Annotated in this window: 21 protein-coding genes and 4 pseudogenes; 16 read left to right on the top strand and 9 right to left on the bottom strand. The window is 36.0% G+C overall.

All coding sequences use genetic code 11. The features are described from left to right. The first annotated feature begins 14 nt into the window (after positions 1-14). Genes iscX through CVPH_RS04670 form a run of 5 tightly spaced genes read left to right on the top strand, consistent with a single transcriptional unit; the run spans position 15 to position 4026 of the window. The gene (gene iscX, locus CVPH_RS04690) at positions 15-209 is read left to right on the top strand and encodes a Fe-S cluster assembly protein IscX (RefSeq protein ID WP_201342337.1); all 195 of its coding nucleotides are present in this window, start codon (positions 15-17) and stop codon (positions 207-209) included. Then, positions 206-1480 (top strand): Tol-Pal system beta propeller repeat protein TolB, encoded by a 1275-nt coding sequence (gene tolB, locus CVPH_RS04685; protein WP_201342336.1) that lies wholly within the window; start codon positions 206-208, stop codon positions 1478-1480. The genes iscX and tolB overlap by 4 nt, the downstream gene beginning before the upstream one ends. 10 nt (positions 1481-1490) lie before the next feature. Beyond that, positions 1491-2063, top strand: coding sequence for an OmpA family protein (locus CVPH_RS04680; protein WP_201342335.1), 573 nt, complete (start codon positions 1491-1493; stop codon positions 2061-2063). 6 nt (positions 2064-2069) lie between these two features. After that, entirely contained in the window at positions 2070-2735 is a 666-nt protein-coding gene (locus CVPH_RS04675) for a tetratricopeptide repeat protein (protein ID WP_201342334.1), read from the top strand. Between the two features lies 1 nt (position 2736). Next, positions 2737-4026, top strand: coding sequence for an aminodeoxychorismate synthase component I (locus CVPH_RS04670; protein WP_201342333.1), 1290 nt, complete (start codon positions 2737-2739; stop codon positions 4024-4026). 39 nt (positions 4027-4065) lie between these two features. Here the strand turns inward: CVPH_RS04670 and CVPH_RS04665 are convergent, their stop codons facing one another. From CVPH_RS04665 to CVPH_RS04630, 8 genes and pseudogenes are all read right to left on the bottom strand, one after another. Beyond that, positions 4066-4569 (bottom strand): hypothetical protein, encoded by a 504-nt coding sequence (locus CVPH_RS04665; RefSeq protein ID WP_201342332.1) that lies wholly within the window; start codon positions 4567-4569, stop codon positions 4066-4068. Positions 4570-4686: 117 nt separating this feature from the next. Continuing rightward, complete coding sequence (locus tag CVPH_RS04660) at positions 4687-4911, bottom strand: hypothetical protein (protein WP_201342331.1); 225 nt, start codon at positions 4909-4911, stop codon at positions 4687-4689. 145 nt (positions 4912-5056) lie between these two features. Further along, complete coding sequence (locus tag CVPH_RS04655) at positions 5057-5329, bottom strand: hypothetical protein (protein WP_201341627.1); 273 nt, start codon at positions 5327-5329, stop codon at positions 5057-5059. Between the two features lie 2 nt (positions 5330-5331). Then, on the bottom strand, positions 5332-5550 hold the full coding sequence (locus CVPH_RS04650; protein WP_225879733.1) for a hypothetical protein: 219 nt from the start codon (positions 5548-5550) through the stop codon (positions 5332-5334). A gap of 291 nt (positions 5551-5841) precedes the next feature. Continuing rightward, entirely contained in the window at positions 5842-6477 is a 636-nt protein-coding gene (locus tag CVPH_RS04645; protein ID WP_201342330.1) for a trimeric intracellular cation channel family protein, read from the bottom strand. A gap of 81 nt (positions 6478-6558) precedes the next feature. Then, a complete protein-coding gene (locus CVPH_RS04640) occupies positions 6559-6768 on the bottom strand; it encodes a type II toxin-antitoxin system HicA family toxin (protein WP_201342329.1) in 210 nt (69 codons plus the stop codon). Positions 6769-6786: 18 nt separating this feature from the next. Then, positions 6787-6939, bottom strand: a complete 153-nt coding sequence (locus CVPH_RS04635; RefSeq protein ID WP_201342328.1) for a hypothetical protein — start codon at positions 6937-6939, stop codon at positions 6787-6789. 346 nt (positions 6940-7285) lie between these two features. Further along, a pseudogene (locus CVPH_RS04630) lies at positions 7286-7583 on the bottom strand (winged helix-turn-helix transcriptional regulator). Between the two features lie 240 nt (positions 7584-7823). On the opposite strand from CVPH_RS04630, the pseudogene CVPH_RS04625 reads away from it, so the two are divergent. Next, positions 7824-8487 (top strand): annotated as a pseudogene (locus CVPH_RS04625) (SDR family NAD(P)-dependent oxidoreductase). 26 nt (positions 8488-8513) lie between these two features. On the opposite strand, the gene CVPH_RS04620 reads toward CVPH_RS04625, so the two are convergent. Then, a complete protein-coding gene (locus CVPH_RS04620) occupies positions 8514-10394 on the bottom strand; it encodes an NAD+ synthase (protein ID WP_201342327.1) in 1881 nt (626 codons plus the stop codon). A gap of 215 nt (positions 10395-10609) precedes the next feature. Here CVPH_RS04620 and CVPH_RS04615 point away from each other — a divergent pair, with 215 nt between their 5' ends. From CVPH_RS04615 to CVPH_RS04575, 10 genes and pseudogenes are all read left to right on the top strand, one after another. Beyond that, entirely contained in the window at positions 10610-10786 is a 177-nt protein-coding gene (locus CVPH_RS04615; protein WP_201342326.1) for a hypothetical protein, read from the top strand. Then, complete coding sequence (locus tag CVPH_RS04610; protein ID WP_201342325.1) at positions 10767-10967, top strand: SEL1-like repeat protein; 201 nt, start codon at positions 10767-10769, stop codon at positions 10965-10967. The genes CVPH_RS04615 and CVPH_RS04610 overlap by 20 nt, the downstream gene beginning before the upstream one ends. Before the next feature lie 262 nt (positions 10968-11229). Continuing rightward, positions 11230-11967, top strand: a pseudogene (locus CVPH_RS04605) (transporter substrate-binding domain-containing protein); the annotation flags it as partial. 1054 nt (positions 11968-13021) lie between these two features. Next, positions 13022-13282 (top strand): hypothetical protein, encoded by a 261-nt coding sequence (locus CVPH_RS04600; protein ID WP_225879813.1) that lies wholly within the window; start codon positions 13022-13024, stop codon positions 13280-13282. A 396-nt stretch (positions 13283-13678) separates the two neighbouring features. Continuing rightward, a pseudogene (locus CVPH_RS04595) lies at positions 13679-13873 on the top strand (amino acid ABC transporter ATP-binding protein); the annotation flags it as partial. Between the two features lie 78 nt (positions 13874-13951). Continuing rightward, a complete protein-coding gene (locus CVPH_RS04590; RefSeq protein ID WP_201342323.1) occupies positions 13952-14374 on the top strand; it encodes a Fic family protein in 423 nt (140 codons plus the stop codon). 270 nt (positions 14375-14644) lie between these two features. Then, a complete protein-coding gene (locus CVPH_RS04585) occupies positions 14645-14893 on the top strand; it encodes a thioredoxin family protein (RefSeq protein WP_281064673.1) in 249 nt (82 codons plus the stop codon). Then, positions 14890-15864, top strand: coding sequence for a ferrochelatase (gene hemH / locus CVPH_RS04580; RefSeq protein ID WP_201342321.1), 975 nt, complete (start codon positions 14890-14892; stop codon positions 15862-15864). Before CVPH_RS04585 ends, hemH begins: the two co-directional genes overlap by 4 nt. A 97-nt stretch (positions 15865-15961) precedes the next feature. Continuing rightward, positions 15962-16183 (top strand): hypothetical protein, encoded by a 222-nt coding sequence (locus tag CVPH_RS10135; RefSeq protein ID WP_225879812.1) that lies wholly within the window; start codon positions 15962-15964, stop codon positions 16181-16183. Between the two features lie 7 nt (positions 16184-16190). After that, positions 16191-16409: a hypothetical protein gene (locus CVPH_RS04575; protein WP_201342320.1), complete on the top strand. Its 219-nt coding sequence runs from the start codon at positions 16191-16193 to the stop codon at positions 16407-16409. Positions 16410-16417 lie beyond the last annotated feature (8 nt).

Raw genomic sequence — 16417 nt, 5'->3', positions numbered from 1 at the left:
TCAAGGTGTTTTTTATGAACTGGACAGACTCCCTAGATATTGCGATGGCCTTAGAAGAGACTCATCCAGAGGTTGATCCTAGTATTGTTAATTTTGTTGACCTTAAGCAGATGGTGATTACACTGGATGAATTTGATGATGATGCAAATAAATCAGGCGAAAAAATCCTTGAAGCCATCCAGACGAATTGGATAGAAGAAAAAGAATGAAGCAACTGCTTGTTTTTGCTTTATCACTTTATACCACCCTTACTTGGGCAGTATTAGAAGTTACTATCCTCAAACAAGATGAAAATGCTTTCCCTATTGTTATTTCTGATTTTTCTGTTGTGGGTGATACAAGCCAAGGCAAAACCATTGCGCACATTATGCGTGATAACTTTAATCGATCAGGCGAATTTAGCGCCTCTAGTGCAAATTATGTGATTAATAACAAGCCCAATTTTGATAAATGGAAGACAAAAAAAATTGAAGCCATTGTGCTTGGCAAGCTAGAAAAAATCAGCAAAAAAGTCTTTAATGTCGAAATTGAACTACTGGATGTTTATTCTAAAAAAACACTCTATAAAGATAAATTTGCCGTGCACAATAGCGGTTTCAGAAGAATTGCACATTACTTGTCTGATCAAATTTATCATGCCTTATTGGGCGAAAAAGGCTCTTTTGATACGCGCCTAGCTTATATTACTGTTACCAATAAAGGCAAAGGTGAGCGTGAATATCGCTTAGAAATATCAGATTCTGATGCGCAAAATCCACAAACCATCTTAAAATCTAAAGAGCCTATTTTATCACCCGCTTGGTCGCCCGACCAAAATAAAATTGCTTACGTGTCTTTTAGAAACGCTCGTTCAGAAGTGTTCATCCAATATCCATTTGTACGCCGAAAAACACAAAAACTGCCTTATTTTGATGGCATTGCCTCAGCACCATCTTGGCATCCAAATGGCAAAAGTCTTTTGCTCACGCTATCCAAAAACGGCAATAAAGATATTTATTCTTATCAATTAGCCTCTAAAAAACTAACAAGGCTAACCACAGACGTGGGCATCGATACCGAGGCAAGTTACTCACCAGAGGGTGATAAAATTGTGTTCACTTCCAATCGTTCTGGGCAGGTGCAAGTTTATATTAAAGATTTAAAAACCAGTAAAATTAACAGAGCAACCTTTAAAGGCAGATATAATGCCAAAGCGGTTTTTTCGCCTGATGGTAAAAACTTGGCTATGGTGCATAGAGTGGGTAAAGATTATAGAATTGCTTTACTGGATATTGCCACTAAGGATTTGACTATTATGACAAATAATCAATTAGACGAATCGCCGTTTTTTTCACCCAATGGCGGTATGATTATCTTTGCTACTAATAAAAATAGTTCTAGTGTACTTTCTGTGGTTTCAATATTGGGTCGTCAAACTTTCGAGCTGGCTAGTAAAGCAGGCGAAGTTAGAGAGCCAAATTGGTCACATTATTTAAAATAGGAGACGTTAAATGTTAAAAATAATGTCCGTGACAACAACAATAGTGCTGTTGTCATCATGTTCATCCGTGGATGATTTGTATAAAAAAGTATTACCCAAGCCAAGCGTGGCTACCATTGAAGATAGGACGGAGAATACACAAGAAAATGTTATTGAGGTAGATCAGTCTAGTTTTCAATCGCAAGGGTTTTCTAAAAGAAGTGTAAACACATCAGGCATGGTTGAACCAGTTGTCGTGGCAGATTTTAGAAATACGGACGTTAGTTTTGTGTTGTATTTTTCCTATGACGGTACTGAGATTGATGAAGATTCAACCAAGCAAATCATCAAACATGTAAATTTTATGAGTAACAATCCAGCACTAAATTTACGCTTAGAAGGACACACAGATGAGCGTGGCACACGTGAATACAACCTAGCACTGGGTGAAAATCGCGCTTTAAGCGTTAAAGAAATATTAGGTCTGTATGATCTTTCTTTAAGGGTTGAAGTTATTAGTTTTGGCGAGGAAAAGCCCATACTACAGCGTCACGATGAGGATGCATGGCAGAAAAACAGACGCGTTGAGTTTGTTTATCAATAAAGCTTAATGTATCACCTTAGTTTGGTTGCTTTTTTAAGTATTTTTGCTTGGCAGCCTGTCAGTGCAGGCATTAATACAGCCAAAGTGGTGATGGATCACAATCAAAAAATAAAGTGCTTAGTGCATAAAAATAAAGCCTTGTTGGGTAAAATTGAGCTTTTAGAGCAACAGCAAAAAATAAGCACTGGGAAAATCAAAGAGTTGTTTAACTTAATCACTTATCAAAAATCCAGTGCCGCCATTGTAAAAACCACGCTCAGAGTCAGAGAGCATGATCAAAAAGCCAAGCGCATTTATACGAAAGCGCGCAGCTTATTAGTGACGGATCAATACGACCAAGTCATTAATTTGTTTAAACAATATTTAGCCACTTATCCAAATAATAATCACACCTCAGATGCGCACTATTGGTTAGCCAAGGAAGATTTTTACAATGCTAGAAATGCTTTTGTTGCATTTCAACAACAAAACCCATTGCACTATAAGTTTTCAAACTCTTTGTTTGAGTTGGCTAAAGTATACATAGAACTTAACCAACAAGACAAAGCACGTGGCTTGCTAAGCGCAATGTTGGTTAAATTCCCCTCGCATAAAGCAATTAATAGAGCCAAACAACTGCTGAGCAAAGTCATCACCCCTAAGCCAAAGTTAAATAAATTAACCATCAATTAAAGTGAAGGCTCTACCCATTCCTGATGTTGCTTTAGAGGCGTTATCTTATGCTAATCCTGTGCGCTATCCATTTTTGCTAGAAAGTGTTAATCACAATGCTAGTAATCGTTTTTCGATACTATTTGCACACCCTGACAAACAAATTGTACTAAGCCACTTAGAAGGGTTTGATTTTTTAGACAAGCTCACTGCCAGTATTGATACACCGCTTATTCATAGCGATTTACCCTTTACTGGTGGTTGGTTTGTATATCTGTCTTATGAATTAATTGGGCAAATAGAGCCGACTTTAAAACAAACAATGCACACAAGCAATCAACCTATTGCCATTGCCGTGCAAATTCCCACAGCGATTGTTATTGACCATACCAATCATCAAGCTTATTTATTAGACCAATTCGCCAACCAACACAGAATAGACCAAGTATTGGCAGATATTGAGCAATTAAAAGCCGTGCCTGAACACAAATTAACAGGTGTTTTATCCGCTGAAGACGAGGCTAAATTTTTATCAGGTGTGGCAAAGAGTCGCAAGTACATTAAAGCAGGGGATGTTTTTCAAGTCAACCTCTCAAGACAGTGGCAATACCACTTAACCAATGATATTGCTCCAACCCAAATTTACCAAGCACTAAAAAAAACCAATCCTGCGCCATTCTCCGCACTGGCACAATTCCAAACGTTTAGTATTATTTCCTCCTCTCCCGAGCGCCTATTTAGCGTGGATGGTAGCGTCATACAAACCAGACCTATTGCAGGCACCCACCCACGGGGTACAGGCAGTGAAGACAAGCTCCTTAAACAACAACTCATCAACCACCCTAAAGAACGAGCAGAGCATATTATGCTACTTGATTTAGAGCGCAATGATTTGGGTAGGGTGTGCGAATATGGCAGTATCAAAGTTGATGAAATCATGGGGCTAGAAAGCTATCCCTTTGTGCATCATATCGTTTCAAACATCAAAGGAAAAATCAAGCCACACACCACCATTAAGCACCTAATTAGTGCATTATTCCCAGGTGGTACCATCACTGGTTGCCCTAAAATTCGTTGTATACAAATTATTCAAGAACTAGAACAGATGCCGCGCCAAGCCTATACAGGCTCACTGGGTTATATTAGCAGTAACGGAAAAATAGATTTTAACATCCTTATTCGTACCATAAGCAAACAAGACAATCTACTAACTTTAAGGGCGGGGGCAGGCATTGTGTTTGACTCTATTGCCAAACAAGAATTGCAAGAAACCAAGCACAAAGCCAAGGGCGTGCTTCAGATTTTTGTATAACCGTCTAAATTCAACCAACGTGTTGACGATTAATATATTTTAATGCACATGCTTACTCCTTGTCTTTGGCATTAATGCTGGAAATTTATGTGTTGCAAAAACCATATGACAACTAACACATGACTCATTCATTTCAGAAAAATAAAAATTTATTAACTCTGACTTTCTGTTTTTTGCAGCATGTTCAAGCATGCCTGCTAAATAATGAAACCTCTGATCTTTTTCAAAAAATTCATGTGGTAGTGCTGAATGTAACTCTTTTACTTGGCTTTTTGTTAAGCTTTGTTTCAAAATATAGCTACTTTTCATTTTCTCAGCAGTGGTTTCAATTTCGCCCCAGTTTCCAGAAATGTATGCAGGAATGATGGACATCATTCCGCTTTGCAATGCTTGCATTTCTTGAGAAAGCAAGTTGCGTAAATCATCAGGGAGTGCTTTAATTTCAGAAATATTTTCGGTTTTTACGTGTTTAATCTTTTCCTCTGCATAACTCATGGTTGGTAATACAGCGACTAAGAGTACAACACTAATAAAGAAGTGCATAATGTTTTTCCATTTTAAATTAATTGTATAACACCTTGCTAACGAGTTAAACAACTTGCTATAAGTTTTTTTGACTTATAGCCATAATATATTTTTGAATCATTCGGACCAATGTTTTTAATGGTGTGTAATCCTTGCTGGAATAATAATTTCAACACCGCCGTCTTGCAGAAATGATTTATTGTCAATAATAAATTCGTATTTCCTGGCCTCCATGAGGACCAGTTCATCTTTATCATTGTGAACAGCCTCATCAACAGTATCACCAGATTTTATGGTGCCTATGTCAAATGAAAAATCTCTGTCAGCCCAATTTTTTTCCAGCTCTTTTATGTTCATCATAACGCCTTGGCTTGCTTATTCAAAATTATAATTATTAGGATATATAGGAGTTAGTGTACACTAACTAAACGATTTAATCTTTTCTTTACAAAGGCTATTCGGTTAGGGTTTGCAAGTAAGCAAGTTACTCTTTCACCTAAATAGTTTAATTCTTCTTCTGTGATTTTATAATGCCTAGAATAGCGTGCTTTAACATAGGCTTGTTTGAGTAGTTGAAAGCAGCGGCGTTTAAGCCTATACTGTCTTGTGGAAAAATATCAATTAATGACTCATCTTGATGAACGGCCATTGAGCCAAGTTGTTGTAAGTTATGGGTATAAGGTTTGTATTGGGTCAGTACTAAAGGAAAGACAAGAATAATAGTGTTCAGTTGCTTGGTAAAGTATAAAGACTGCTTTTTTGTAATACTGTTTATCATTTTTATAAAACACAACTCCTTGGTTTTATAATATCAGTAAAGAAGTATTGCTCTTCTTTAAGTGCGCTATTTACCTCATCTGAAGTATGCACAATTAAATTGCACTCTAGCTTAAAAGCGGTGGCAAAAAAAATTCTAACCTTATCCTCAATCGTATCCCACAAATCATACTTTGTGCCTAAGTCAAATTGATTAACAATCACTAAAAATATCATAATCACTAATATAACCAGTATGTGGCTTATTTACCCGTTGCCGTGTGAGCCGTAAAGAATAACCTTAACTAACTTACCTATTTTTCTCTTGCCTGAAGTGTGCTTCACAACCCCATCAAACTCCTCACGAATCACTTGGACAATTTACCTTACGTGGGTTGCTTGTTGCTGGGTAAATGGCTTAAAGAGTCTTTCATTTGGTTTGCTTGAAAATGCTCGTTGATAGGTGTTGGTATGGATTATACAGACACAACGACGGATAAGAGGTGGAGGTTATTATTAGGTGCTTTATGAGTTTTATAACTTAAACCTAAATTTCGGTAGACTAATATTGTAATAAATAGCTAATAATCTTGATACAAATATACTTAAACCAGCAACTATAGCTGAAAGCGTTATATCTACATGTAAATAAAGTAAGCCTATAAACATTAAAGAGCCCGCCCAAGAAACCGTCGCATACAGAAAGCTTGAAAACACCACTGGTTGTTCATTGCAAAGCACATCTCGGAATATGCCACCCATTGTGCCTGTCATGACACCCATAAAACTAGCGATTAACACAGGTGCGCCAGCAGCAAGAGAAACCAAAGTACCCGCTATGCCAAAAGTTGCTAGGCCTGCAGCGTCAGCGATTAGAAAATACTTTGACGATATTTTTAACAACCTTGCTGCAAAAAATATGACCAAAGCACTGACCATTGAGGCTATAAAAAATATTTGATCTTGAATCCAAAATACCGGCTGATCAAGTAGCATATCTCGCAAAGAACCACCACCCAAGCCTGTAGCTATTGCAATGATAATAACGCCAAATAAATCAAATTGCTTAACGCCAGCCTTTAATACGCCTGACGCCGAAGATGTGATGACGGCTAATAGAGTAATCCAATATAAATTATATATCAGGTTTGATGTTTCTTCTAATACCATTGTTAGTGTATTCTTTTACTTACCTGTGGTAATGCTTAACGCTTGAATTCAGCCAATGCGTTAGCGGTCGGCTGGAGTGCTTTACTTGATTTTTCTAAATTCATTGATTGTTAAATCTAGTATTTTTAATAGTTGCCTTTCAACGCCAGGAGAAATATCTTTTGAGGCATGATTTGGCATTGGAAAAATATTTGTACCGTCTGAAAGTATAACATGCGAACCTTTTTGATGCACAACCCTGTATCCAGATTTTGTTAATTTTCTTTCAAATTCTCTATACTTGAACGGCATATTTTTCTACCGCATGAGTTAATTCGCTCCTGATAATTCTTTCATCATTTCAACAACGTTTTTTGATTCTATAATTGCTTCTTTCTCAGAATAGGCGAATGCAAATAAATTCTGATGTCCTTCTACTTGGGCTAAATAACCATCACCATCTTTTTCAATAATTGTTTTCAACAATTTATTTATGTCAAATTCGATACTCAAAATTTTATCATTTAACTACACTTTGTAATTGATAGTTTTGTCAATATTGCTTAATGTGTATTCAAAAAATGCTTGCCATCTAATGCCTTCATTACCCCCTGCAAAACATGTCATCATATAAGGTAATTTTGACTCCCTCAGTAATTCCAACTTTTAGTCATTATCTAATAATACAGCACTGAATATACTCCTTTCATGATTGTTCATATTATCCACCTAACGCGTCAGCGGTCAGGTGGAGTGCTTTATTAGGGATTTTTATAGTCACTAGCCATTGTTTAAATATTAAAAATAAAAGGAGGGCACCCCCTTATTTCTAGAATGACTTGCTATATTTTTTTTCTATTTCGGCTTGTAATTTTTCAAGACTGTCTAAAATTTGTATAAACCGACGTCCAAATGGTGTGATTTCATATTCAACACGTGGAGGTATTTCATTAAAAGAAATACGCTTTACAATATCAAACTCAATGTTTTTTCTTAAACAATCATTCAATACTTTTGCTGTCAAACCCTCAATATTACTCAACATTTTTCCAGGACGATTTATGCCACTGTTTAATAGTTGAAAAAACACTTAATGACTATTTACAACCATAAATTGTTTCAACCATTCTGGAAGAATTTTTTGGCGGGACTTTTCTTTTCGTTATTTTTCAAAAAATTATACCTAAAAGTGCCTATTAAACTGATTTGTGCTTACTTACGTTTTATTATATTTTACGTTAAAGTGTCATTTCTTTTTAATAACGGAGATGAATATGAATAACAATATTTTTACTTTAATTGTAGGCGGATCTAGTAGCATGGGACTTGCAACAGCAAAATAACAACTAGAGCAAGGTAATGGTGTCATCATTATAGGCAGGTCACAACAAAAATTAGATGCAGCTAAACAAGAACTATCAACTTTAGTTGTTGTCGAAACTTTGCAAGCTGATTTATATAAAGCAGATAATGTGTAACATACCATTAATAATAGTGAGTACCACATTAAATATTTAGTAAATGCTGCTGGATATTTTAGTCCTACACCATTTTTAGAACATAAACAAGAAGACTATGAAGCTTGTATGGGTTTGAATAATGCTATATTTTTTATCTCTCAAGCAGAGTCCAACAATATGATAAAAAATGGCGGCAGCTCTATATGTTAATATTAGATCAATGTGGGCAAAACAAGCCATCAAGGCAACGCTATCTTCTGCTTATTCTATGGGTTTGCATGCACTAACACAACATATGGCAATGGAATTAGCTGAGTATAATATTCGAGTTAATCCTGTTTCTACAGCAGTTGTGAAAACACCAATTTATGAATCATTTATCAATCCAAGCGAATTAGATAAAGCGTTAGCAGCCTTTAATAGTTTTCATCCAATTGGTAGAATTGGCACTCCAGAAGATATTGTCATAACCATTAGCTTTTTATTGAGTGAAAAAGCCAGCTGGATAACGGGCGCTATCTGGGACATTGATGGTGGTGTTATTACAGGAATAATTGAAAAATTTAATTGATATTTTTGCATTTTTTTCAATAACTATTAAGGTTTAAATTTTGATGTCATGGGGTAGCGACGCTCTTTGCCAAAGGCATTTTGGCTAATCTTAGGGCCGGGTGCACTTTGTCTACGCTTGTATTCGTTGTTAAGTACCATTTGGGCGGTGCATTTAACGGTTTGCTCGTTAAAGCCTTGTTTAATGATGTATTTAACGGAATATTTTTGTTCGATAAATAATGCTAGAATTGCATCCAGTTCGTCATAAGGAGGTAGGGAGTCTTGGTCAATTTGATTAGGGGCAAGTTCGGCGGAGGGTGCTCTGTCAATAACGCGCCCTGGGATGATGGTTGATAGGGTATTTCTGTATTTTGCCAGTTGGTAAACTAAGGTTTTGCTAACGTCTTTAAGAGGGGCAAAACCGCCTGACATATCTCCATATAGGGTGGCGTAGCCCACTGCCATTTCAGATTTATTGCCTGTGGTGAGTACGATTTTGCCTAATTTATTAGAGATTGCCATTAGTAGCGTGCCACGTACACGAGCCTGTAGGTTTTCCTCGGTGGTGTCAGCTTCCATGCCGTTAAATAATGTGTTAAGTTGCGTGTTAAAGCTATCCACCATAGTGTGAATGCTGATTTCATGATAATCAACATTCATTGCTGTGGCTTGCATTTTGGCATCTTCAAGGCTCATGTTTGAAGTGTATTCATAGGGCATCATAATGGCTTTAATGTTCTCAGTACCGATGGCATCAGCAGCAATGGCAAGGGTCAGTGCAGAATCGATACCGCCAGATAAGCCAATAACCACGCCATTAAAAACCCCATTTTTCTCAATGTAGTCTTTGGTGGCGAGCACCAAGGCATTGTAAATGGTTTTTTCAATAGGGTCGGTGTCAGGCAGTGTAGTAGGGGGGGTAAAGCTAACGCTTTGAACTGTTTCTTTAAATAAGGGCAATTGCAAAGTGATGTCGGCATTTGAATTCATAGCAAAAGATGCGCCATCAAATACCAATTCATCTTGTGCACCAACCATATTAACGTAAATAAAATCAGTTTTAGTTGCTAATACACGCTGTTTAATTTGTTCAATGCGTTGTGAGTGTTTACCAACTTGGAACGGGGAGGCGTTAATACTGATGATGATTTGTGCACCCTGATTAGCTGTGGTAGAGACAACCCTTGGTGTCCAAGCATCTTCACAAATGACCAAGCCAATTCTTTTACCTTGGCATTCAAAAATAAAAGCTTCATGACCCGATTCAAAATAACGCTTTTCATCAAACACGCCATAGTTCGGAAGGTTTTGCTTGTGATAAACCCGCAGTTGCGAATTTTGAACAAGATAAGCACCGTTGTATAAAACGCCATCTTGTTTGGAAGGTGCGCCAAATATAATAGAAATATCTTTAGAGATGGTTTGGCTGATCAAGGTTACTTTATCTTGGACTTGTTGAATAAAGCCCTCACGTAGTAGTAAGTCTTCAGGAGGGTAGCCAATCAGTGATAATTCTGGGAAAATCAATAAATCACAACCTTGAACATGTGCCTCTTTAGTTAACTTGATAATTTTTTGAGAGTTTCCATCTAAATCGCCAACAATAGGGTTAATTTGTGCAATATCTATTTTGATGGCCTTAGAGTTGTTTGCAAGTTTTTCTAGTTGCTCTTGCCAAAATATAGCCTTTGATTTACTGCCAGTAATTTTTGCATGTTCAAGTTTGGTGTGAGCAACAACTTCTGCAGGATTGATGCCTAAAATATTGGCAAATAGCCAAGCATGGGTTTCAGAAAGGGCGGCTTTTCCTGATTTATATTTGCTTAAATTGGATTGATTAATTGAATATTCTTGTGATATTTTATAATCCGAAAAGCCAGTTTTCTTGCGCACTTTAGCCAGATAGTTCTTGGTTTTATTTGCCATTGTTTGCACCTTAATTTCAATGTAATTTTTACCTATTATAGTTAATTTTTACTACCCATACTTGGTCATTAAATTAGTTAAAAAATACCAGTGATAGTAAAAAATACCATAAATACTATATAAGTTATTGATTTATAATAATAATTTATTTACTTTACAAGCATAAAAATTGGCGGTATATTGCATTTAAATAAATAACAAATAAGAGGTGATTAATGAGCCAAATTCACAAACACTTATTAGCAGAATCAAGCTTGAGTATTGAGGCTGTTGAAATTCAACATCAAGCCTATTTAGGCAATGCTGAGGCACAGTACCAATTGGCTGATATTTTCCAAAAAGGTAAGGGTGTTTTTGCTCAAAATTATGTAAATGCTTTTTTATTGGTATAGAAGAGCAGCTCAACAAGGCAACTTAGCTGCTCAATTTAATGTTTGGTACGCTTATTTAAATGGCGAAGGCACACAAATGAACGAGCAAAAAGCCAACAAATGGTACGCCAGAGCATCACTGAATAACTCCAGCTCCACACAATCAATCATCACCCAATTAATAAACACAACCATACATTAGACAATAACTCTAAAAGACAGAAGACACCCCGTTCTCTGTATTTGGTTAATTTTGCTACTATTATTGTAGTTCTTTGATTTCAATACAAACATCCCACGTAATAACATTCGCTGTTAAACTTCTTCAACACAATTTTGAATCAAATTGTATTTTTTATATTCTATATAGGGGGAAGGCTGATGAATAAGTTATTAAAACTTTCTATGGCATCATTACTAGTCATTGGTGGCCTTAGTGTTCAAGCTGATACACTGAGCAATGTGGCAGCTTAAATTGTGGTGTAACAACGGGTTTAGCTGGCTTTTCAGCAGTTGATAAGCGTCATAAATGAGCGGGACTGGATGTGGATCTTTGTCGTGCAGTTGCTACTGCAACTTTGGGTGATAGCGAAAAAGTTAAATACATTCCACTGACTGCAAAAGAGCGTTTTACTGCACTCCAAAGTGGCGAAATTGATGTCTTGTCAAGAGTAACAAACTGGACATTAACACCTCGATGACAGACACCACATTGCACAAACCAAGTTAAACCTTGAAGCAGGGTGTTGTGATGCTTTAACCACTGATCAATCGCGTCTATACGCTTTAAGAACCACACTGAAAGACCCGTCTTCTGCCATTGTGTTGCCAAATGTTATCTTTAAAGAGCCACTAGGTCCTGTGGTGCACCAAAAGAGGATGATAAATGGTTTAATATTGTGCGTTGGTGGACGCTTAATGCTATGATTACTGCTGGAGAGTTAGGTGTTACCAATGCTGCGGTAGATAAGCCAAGTAGCAATTCTGAGGTTAATCGCTTATTGGGTAACTCTGGCACTATGGGTGGAATACCTAGGTTTGGATAGGAAATGATCGTATAACATTATCAAACAAGTTGGTAATTATTCTGAAAGCTTTGAGCGTAATATTGGTGTTAATACGCCAATTAATTTAATATTACTAGAGGCTTAAATGCCTTATGGAAAGATGGCGGAATTTTATATTCACCGCCATTTAGATAAGCCCTTAAAAACCAGTCTTAAATTAAGACTGGTTTTTTTAATTTACACTACGTGTTCAAAGATTACCATGTTTGGTTTTTAAAACAACAACAAAACTAGGTTTATTTTATTTCAAATTATTGCAGTATTGATTGTTGCCCTTGTTGCTTATTATGCTGTTAGTAATTTAAATTGCAACATTGATCGTTTGGGTATTCGCAGTGGTTTTGAATTTTTTAACGTTATCTTTTTCAATCTTAGGGGGAGGGATTTATCTGCCCAAACCTATTTTTGAGTCTGGGTTTTCTTGGGTAATGGCGGCTTTTTTCTGGGTGCTTTTATCTCTTTTTTTATTAAACGGTTTTTTAATAAAAAACATGACTCAACAGGCATCAAACAACGAACAGGGGACTATCATTTATTAAGCTTATTAGGGCTTTTCCATTGGGGCTTTATTTCATATTAGGTTCGTCCATACATTTTGACCCCCAAGCCCTCAAGGGTTTAATTTTAGAGGCGGGTTTGTCCTTTTCACCTGAATTTTTAGCACTTGTGCTTACATTGAGTATTTACACAGCTATTTATATTAGTGAGGCGATTTTCGTGCAGGCATAGAATCCCGTTAATAAGGGGCAAAAAGAAACAGCCCTTGCAAAATAGGGCTTAACACAAGCACAAACACTTAAATTTGTGCTATTGCCAAAAGCTTTGAGAGTTTGCCATACCTCCTATTATTAATCAATACCTTAATCTCACCAAGAACCCCTCCCTAGCTGTAGCTATTGGTTATGCTGATTTGGTGGATATTTTTTCAGGCACAGTGCTTAATCAGGCGGGGGTCAAGCGATTGAGATTATCTTAATGACCATGGCGGTTTATTTAACTTTGTCACTGCTTATTTCATTAGAACTTAATCTTGTTAATCACAAAATACGCATTAAGGGTTTGAACGAATGAGTATTTTTACCCTCAAGTAATCCAGACCAGCACCTAAGACACAGACGGGTGTTTTAGGTTGGACAGTAAAACATTTATTTTCTTCAAAAATTAATGCTGAACGCACTAGAGAAGTGGCTTGCTGTCCTATATTGACGAAAAAATGAGCCTATTTATGTATGGTATATATCCATCAGAGGAATATTGGCGACCTAATTTATTACTTGCCATTATGTTGGCTTTTGTTTTCATTGTGCGTTTTTTAAAATATCAAGTTTATAAAAATAAAGCAACACTAATGCTTTTTATTATTTATCCACTGATTGCTTTTTTCTTGCTTTATGGCAATGATTTTTTAGGTATAAAAGTTGTTGAAACTAATCAATGGGGAGTAGTTTAATGTTAACCATTTTGGCGGCTTCATTTCCTATTGGTATTTTCCTTGGCATTAGGCAGGCAATCTAAGATGAAAACCATTCAATTTCTAAGCATTGCTTATATTGAAATTATTCGTGCATTCCTTTGATTACTATTTTATTTATGGTGTCGGTTATATGCTGCCACTTTTCTTTGCTGAAGGGATTGATTTTGACAAGCTGCCTATATCGCTGAGGTTATTCTAGGTGGATTGCAAGCCGTACATAAAGGACAATATGAGGCTACAGATGCAGATGGGCTTAGTTTTACTCAAAAAACGGTGCTTGTTATATTGCCTCAAGCACTCAAAATATCCATTCCTAATATTGTTAGCTCTCATTTATTGCACTGTTTAAAAATACGGCCTTGGTGTTTATCATTGGTAGAACTTGCTAAAGAGGGGACTACCATGCTTTGTGTTACTCATGAAATAGGATTTGCTAAAAAAGTAGCAGACCGCATTATTTTTATGGATGAGGGGCAAATCATTGGACAGAATGAGCCAGATACCTTCTTTAACAATCCAGAATCAGACAGATTACGCCTGTTTTTAAATCAAATATTAACCCAATAACGCCTATTTTGAAATATTTATTCAAACTTTGGTTTTTGGTAAACTATTCTTATTGTCTTTAAACTAATTTATCTAACAATGGGCTTATTCAGTAAATACAAAAAACGCACACAAAAGTTTAATAAAAATCAGGACTGGTGTAAAGATTTAAAACGCAATAATGCATTAAAAAATGTTGCAGAACAACAAGGATTTAATTTTAAAGAAAACATTGTTATAAGTAGTGATTTAGATACACTTTGTCCTAAGAAAGGACTAAGTTTGAATTATGCAGAAATAAGCCCAGACCAAGTCAAAATTTTAAAAAAATATAGTGCTGAAAGTAGTGCTGACGAATTGATGAAAATTCTAAAAAGGACACACAAGACAAGATTCAAAAATGATATTTTAAATCCGCTACTTGAATACGGCTTTTTTGAGCGAACCATTCCAGAAAAACCCAAAAGCCCGAAACAAAAATATAGGCTCACCAAACAGTTTGTTAATGTAAATGCGATATAAGTGTAAATTTTAGCTAAAACCTTTTTTAGTCCTTAGCTCTAAATTCTAATTTTTAAAAGCTATTGATTTTTAATAATTTTTATAAAAATTTCACTTGTTTTTTTGTTTTTTCTTGAATTTTTGCTTATACTATACATTATTTTGGCCGTTATCAAAAATAACAAGTTAACAATATGTCCTATACTGATGCTTCAATTGATACCTTTCAAAATTTAGTACCTGATGAATCTCACAAGCGCTTGGTAGCATTAGATATTTCAGCGCAGTGATGTGGGTCTTGTAAGGGTTTTAGAGCCCATGATTAAATCAGTTGTTAATGAGCATAATGAGCGTGATTTTTTATTAACAAAACTAGAGGCTGAAGACGAGAATATGAAAATTGCTGGTCGTTATCATACGCGTGGGTTTCCAACTGTTATCGCTTTTATTAAGGGTGAAGAGATTGATCGTTTCCACTCGGTACAATCGCACGATTTTATTCGTCATTTTATTGACAAAAATTTAGCTAAATTTAAATGAAAATAGGTATTTTACTAACCAATCTTGGTACGCCAGATACGCCTACAAAGAGTGCTTTAAGACGATATTTGTCTGAATTTTTGTCAGACCCTAGAGTAGTCGACCCGCCTAATAAATTAATATGGTGGCTGGCATTAAATGTTGTTATTCTTAATATCAGGCCTAAAAAATTAGCCAAAAATTACGCCAAAATTTGGGACAAAATTGGCACTGGATCTCCATTATTAAGCATCGCCAAGTTGCAATTACAAGGCGTTAAAAAAACATTGCTTAAACAGCATGAAAACTTAGTATTTGAAATAGGTATGCGTTATGGAAATCCTTCTATTCCATCAGCTTTGGATAAGTTACGCGCTCAAGATTGTGAAAAAATCATTGTCCTGCCACTTTATCCTCAATATTCAAACACAACGACACTTTCAACATTAGATGCCATTAACCAAACATTGGACTCTTGGACTCAAAAGCCCCAAATAGCCTTTATTGAGTATTATTACGGCAATAAAGGCTATCTTCAATCTCTCGCTAATTCGGTGTTAGAGCATCAAGCCAAGCACGGGAAGCCGGATAAATTAATGATCTCATTTCACGGTATTCCTCAACGATATGTCGATAATGGCGATGTATATTATGATCATTGCATTGGCACAGCCAAATTACTCGCTAAAAAGCTAGATTTGGATGAAAGCAACTATTTATTCAGCTTCCAATCTATTTTCGGACGAGAGCCGTGGACTAAGCCACAAACCAAAGAAAGATTAGAAACATTAGCCAGTAATGGTGTTGCACATATTCAAGTTATTTGTCCAGGGTTTGCAGCCGATTGCTTGGAGACTTTAGAAGAGATTGAATGTGAAAATCGTGATTATTTTATCCAAGCTGGTGGTCGCCAGTTTAGCTACATTCCTGCATTAAATGACAGAGACAACCACATAAAGATGCTCATCGATTTAATTTCCACTCATTTATAACAACTTCGCATAATTTATATTATGTTAAATTATATATTTTCAAATCAAACTTTACAAGATTTTGACATAATCACCCTATTGAATTTTTCATCAAATTATGCCTAATTTATTTAATGTTAGGTTAAGTGCTCAAAATAAAAACTATGAGTGCTCATCAAACGATTCTTTACTTGAAAGTGGGCTTCATCATGGTTTGAGGCTATGCATTATAAATGCAGTAATGGTACTTGTGGTGCTTGCAAAGCCGAGCTTTTGGGTGACGGTTATTAAGAAAATTAAACATCATGATTTTGCCTTATCGCAAGATGAAATGAACTGAATTCTTAATGTGTTGCAATTCTGTTGCGTCAGATATTGAAGTTAAGCTAGATTTGATTGATGATGTGAAATCAATTGCCATTCAAAATATTGATACAAAGGTTAAAAGCATTCATTTCATTAATGATGGCATGGCAATTCTTGCTTTAAGGACGTCTAGATCAAAAACCTTGCAATTTATAGTGGGTCAAGATGTTGAATTTATCCTTTCAAGGAAGCGTTTCTAGGTATCCCC

The organism is Abyssogena phaseoliformis symbiont OG214 (genome assembly GCF_016592595.1).
In the GTDB taxonomy this organism is placed as follows: domain Bacteria; phylum Pseudomonadota; class Gammaproteobacteria; order PS1; family Pseudothioglobaceae; genus Ruthia.
The sequence above is the reverse complement of the archived record's forward strand: the minus strand, read 5'-3'. Positions and strand labels throughout refer to the sequence as shown.

Excerpts from the sequence above, each read along its gene's own strand:
- CVPH_RS04655 (WP_201341627.1), bottom strand. The coding sequence starts at position 5,329 with ATGATAAACAGTATTACAAAAAAGCAGTCTTTATACTTTACCAAGCAA.
- CVPH_RS04645 (WP_201342330.1), bottom strand. The coding sequence starts at position 6,477 with ATGGTATTAGAAGAAACATCAAACCTGATATATAATTTATATTGGATT.
- hemH (WP_201342321.1), top strand. The coding sequence starts at position 14,890 with ATGAAAATAGGTATTTTACTAACCAATCTTGGTACGCCAGATACGCCT.
- CVPH_RS04590 (WP_201342323.1), top strand. The coding sequence starts at position 13,952 with ATGGGCTTATTCAGTAAATACAAAAAACGCACACAAAAGTTTAATAAA.
- CVPH_RS04660 (WP_201342331.1), bottom strand. The coding sequence starts at position 4,911 with ATGATGAACATAAAAGAGCTGGAAAAAAATTGGGCTGACAGAGATTTT.
- CVPH_RS04615 (WP_201342326.1), top strand. The coding sequence starts at position 10,610 with ATGAGCCAAATTCACAAACACTTATTAGCAGAATCAAGCTTGAGTATT.
- tolB (WP_201342336.1), top strand. The coding sequence starts at position 206 with ATGAAGCAACTGCTTGTTTTTGCTTTATCACTTTATACCACCCTTACT.
- CVPH_RS04620 (WP_201342327.1), bottom strand. The coding sequence starts at position 10,394 with ATGGCAAATAAAACCAAGAACTATCTGGCTAAAGTGCGCAAGAAAACT.
- CVPH_RS04610 (WP_201342325.1), top strand. The coding sequence starts at position 10,767 with ATGCTTTTTTATTGGTATAGAAGAGCAGCTCAACAAGGCAACTTAGCT.
- CVPH_RS10135 (WP_225879812.1), top strand. The coding sequence starts at position 15,962 with ATGCCTAATTTATTTAATGTTAGGTTAAGTGCTCAAAATAAAAACTAT.
- CVPH_RS04665 (WP_201342332.1), bottom strand. The coding sequence starts at position 4,569 with ATGCACTTCTTTATTAGTGTTGTACTCTTAGTCGCTGTATTACCAACC.
- CVPH_RS04680 (WP_201342335.1), top strand. The coding sequence starts at position 1,491 with ATGTTAAAAATAATGTCCGTGACAACAACAATAGTGCTGTTGTCATCA.
- iscX (WP_201342337.1), top strand. The coding sequence starts at position 15 with ATGAACTGGACAGACTCCCTAGATATTGCGATGGCCTTAGAAGAGACT.
- CVPH_RS04575 (WP_201342320.1), top strand. The coding sequence starts at position 16,191 with ATGTGTTGCAATTCTGTTGCGTCAGATATTGAAGTTAAGCTAGATTTG.
- CVPH_RS04640 (WP_201342329.1), bottom strand. The coding sequence starts at position 6,768 with ATGCCGTTCAAGTATAGAGAATTTGAAAGAAAATTAACAAAATCTGGA.
- CVPH_RS04675 (WP_201342334.1), top strand. The coding sequence starts at position 2,070 with ATGTATCACCTTAGTTTGGTTGCTTTTTTAAGTATTTTTGCTTGGCAG.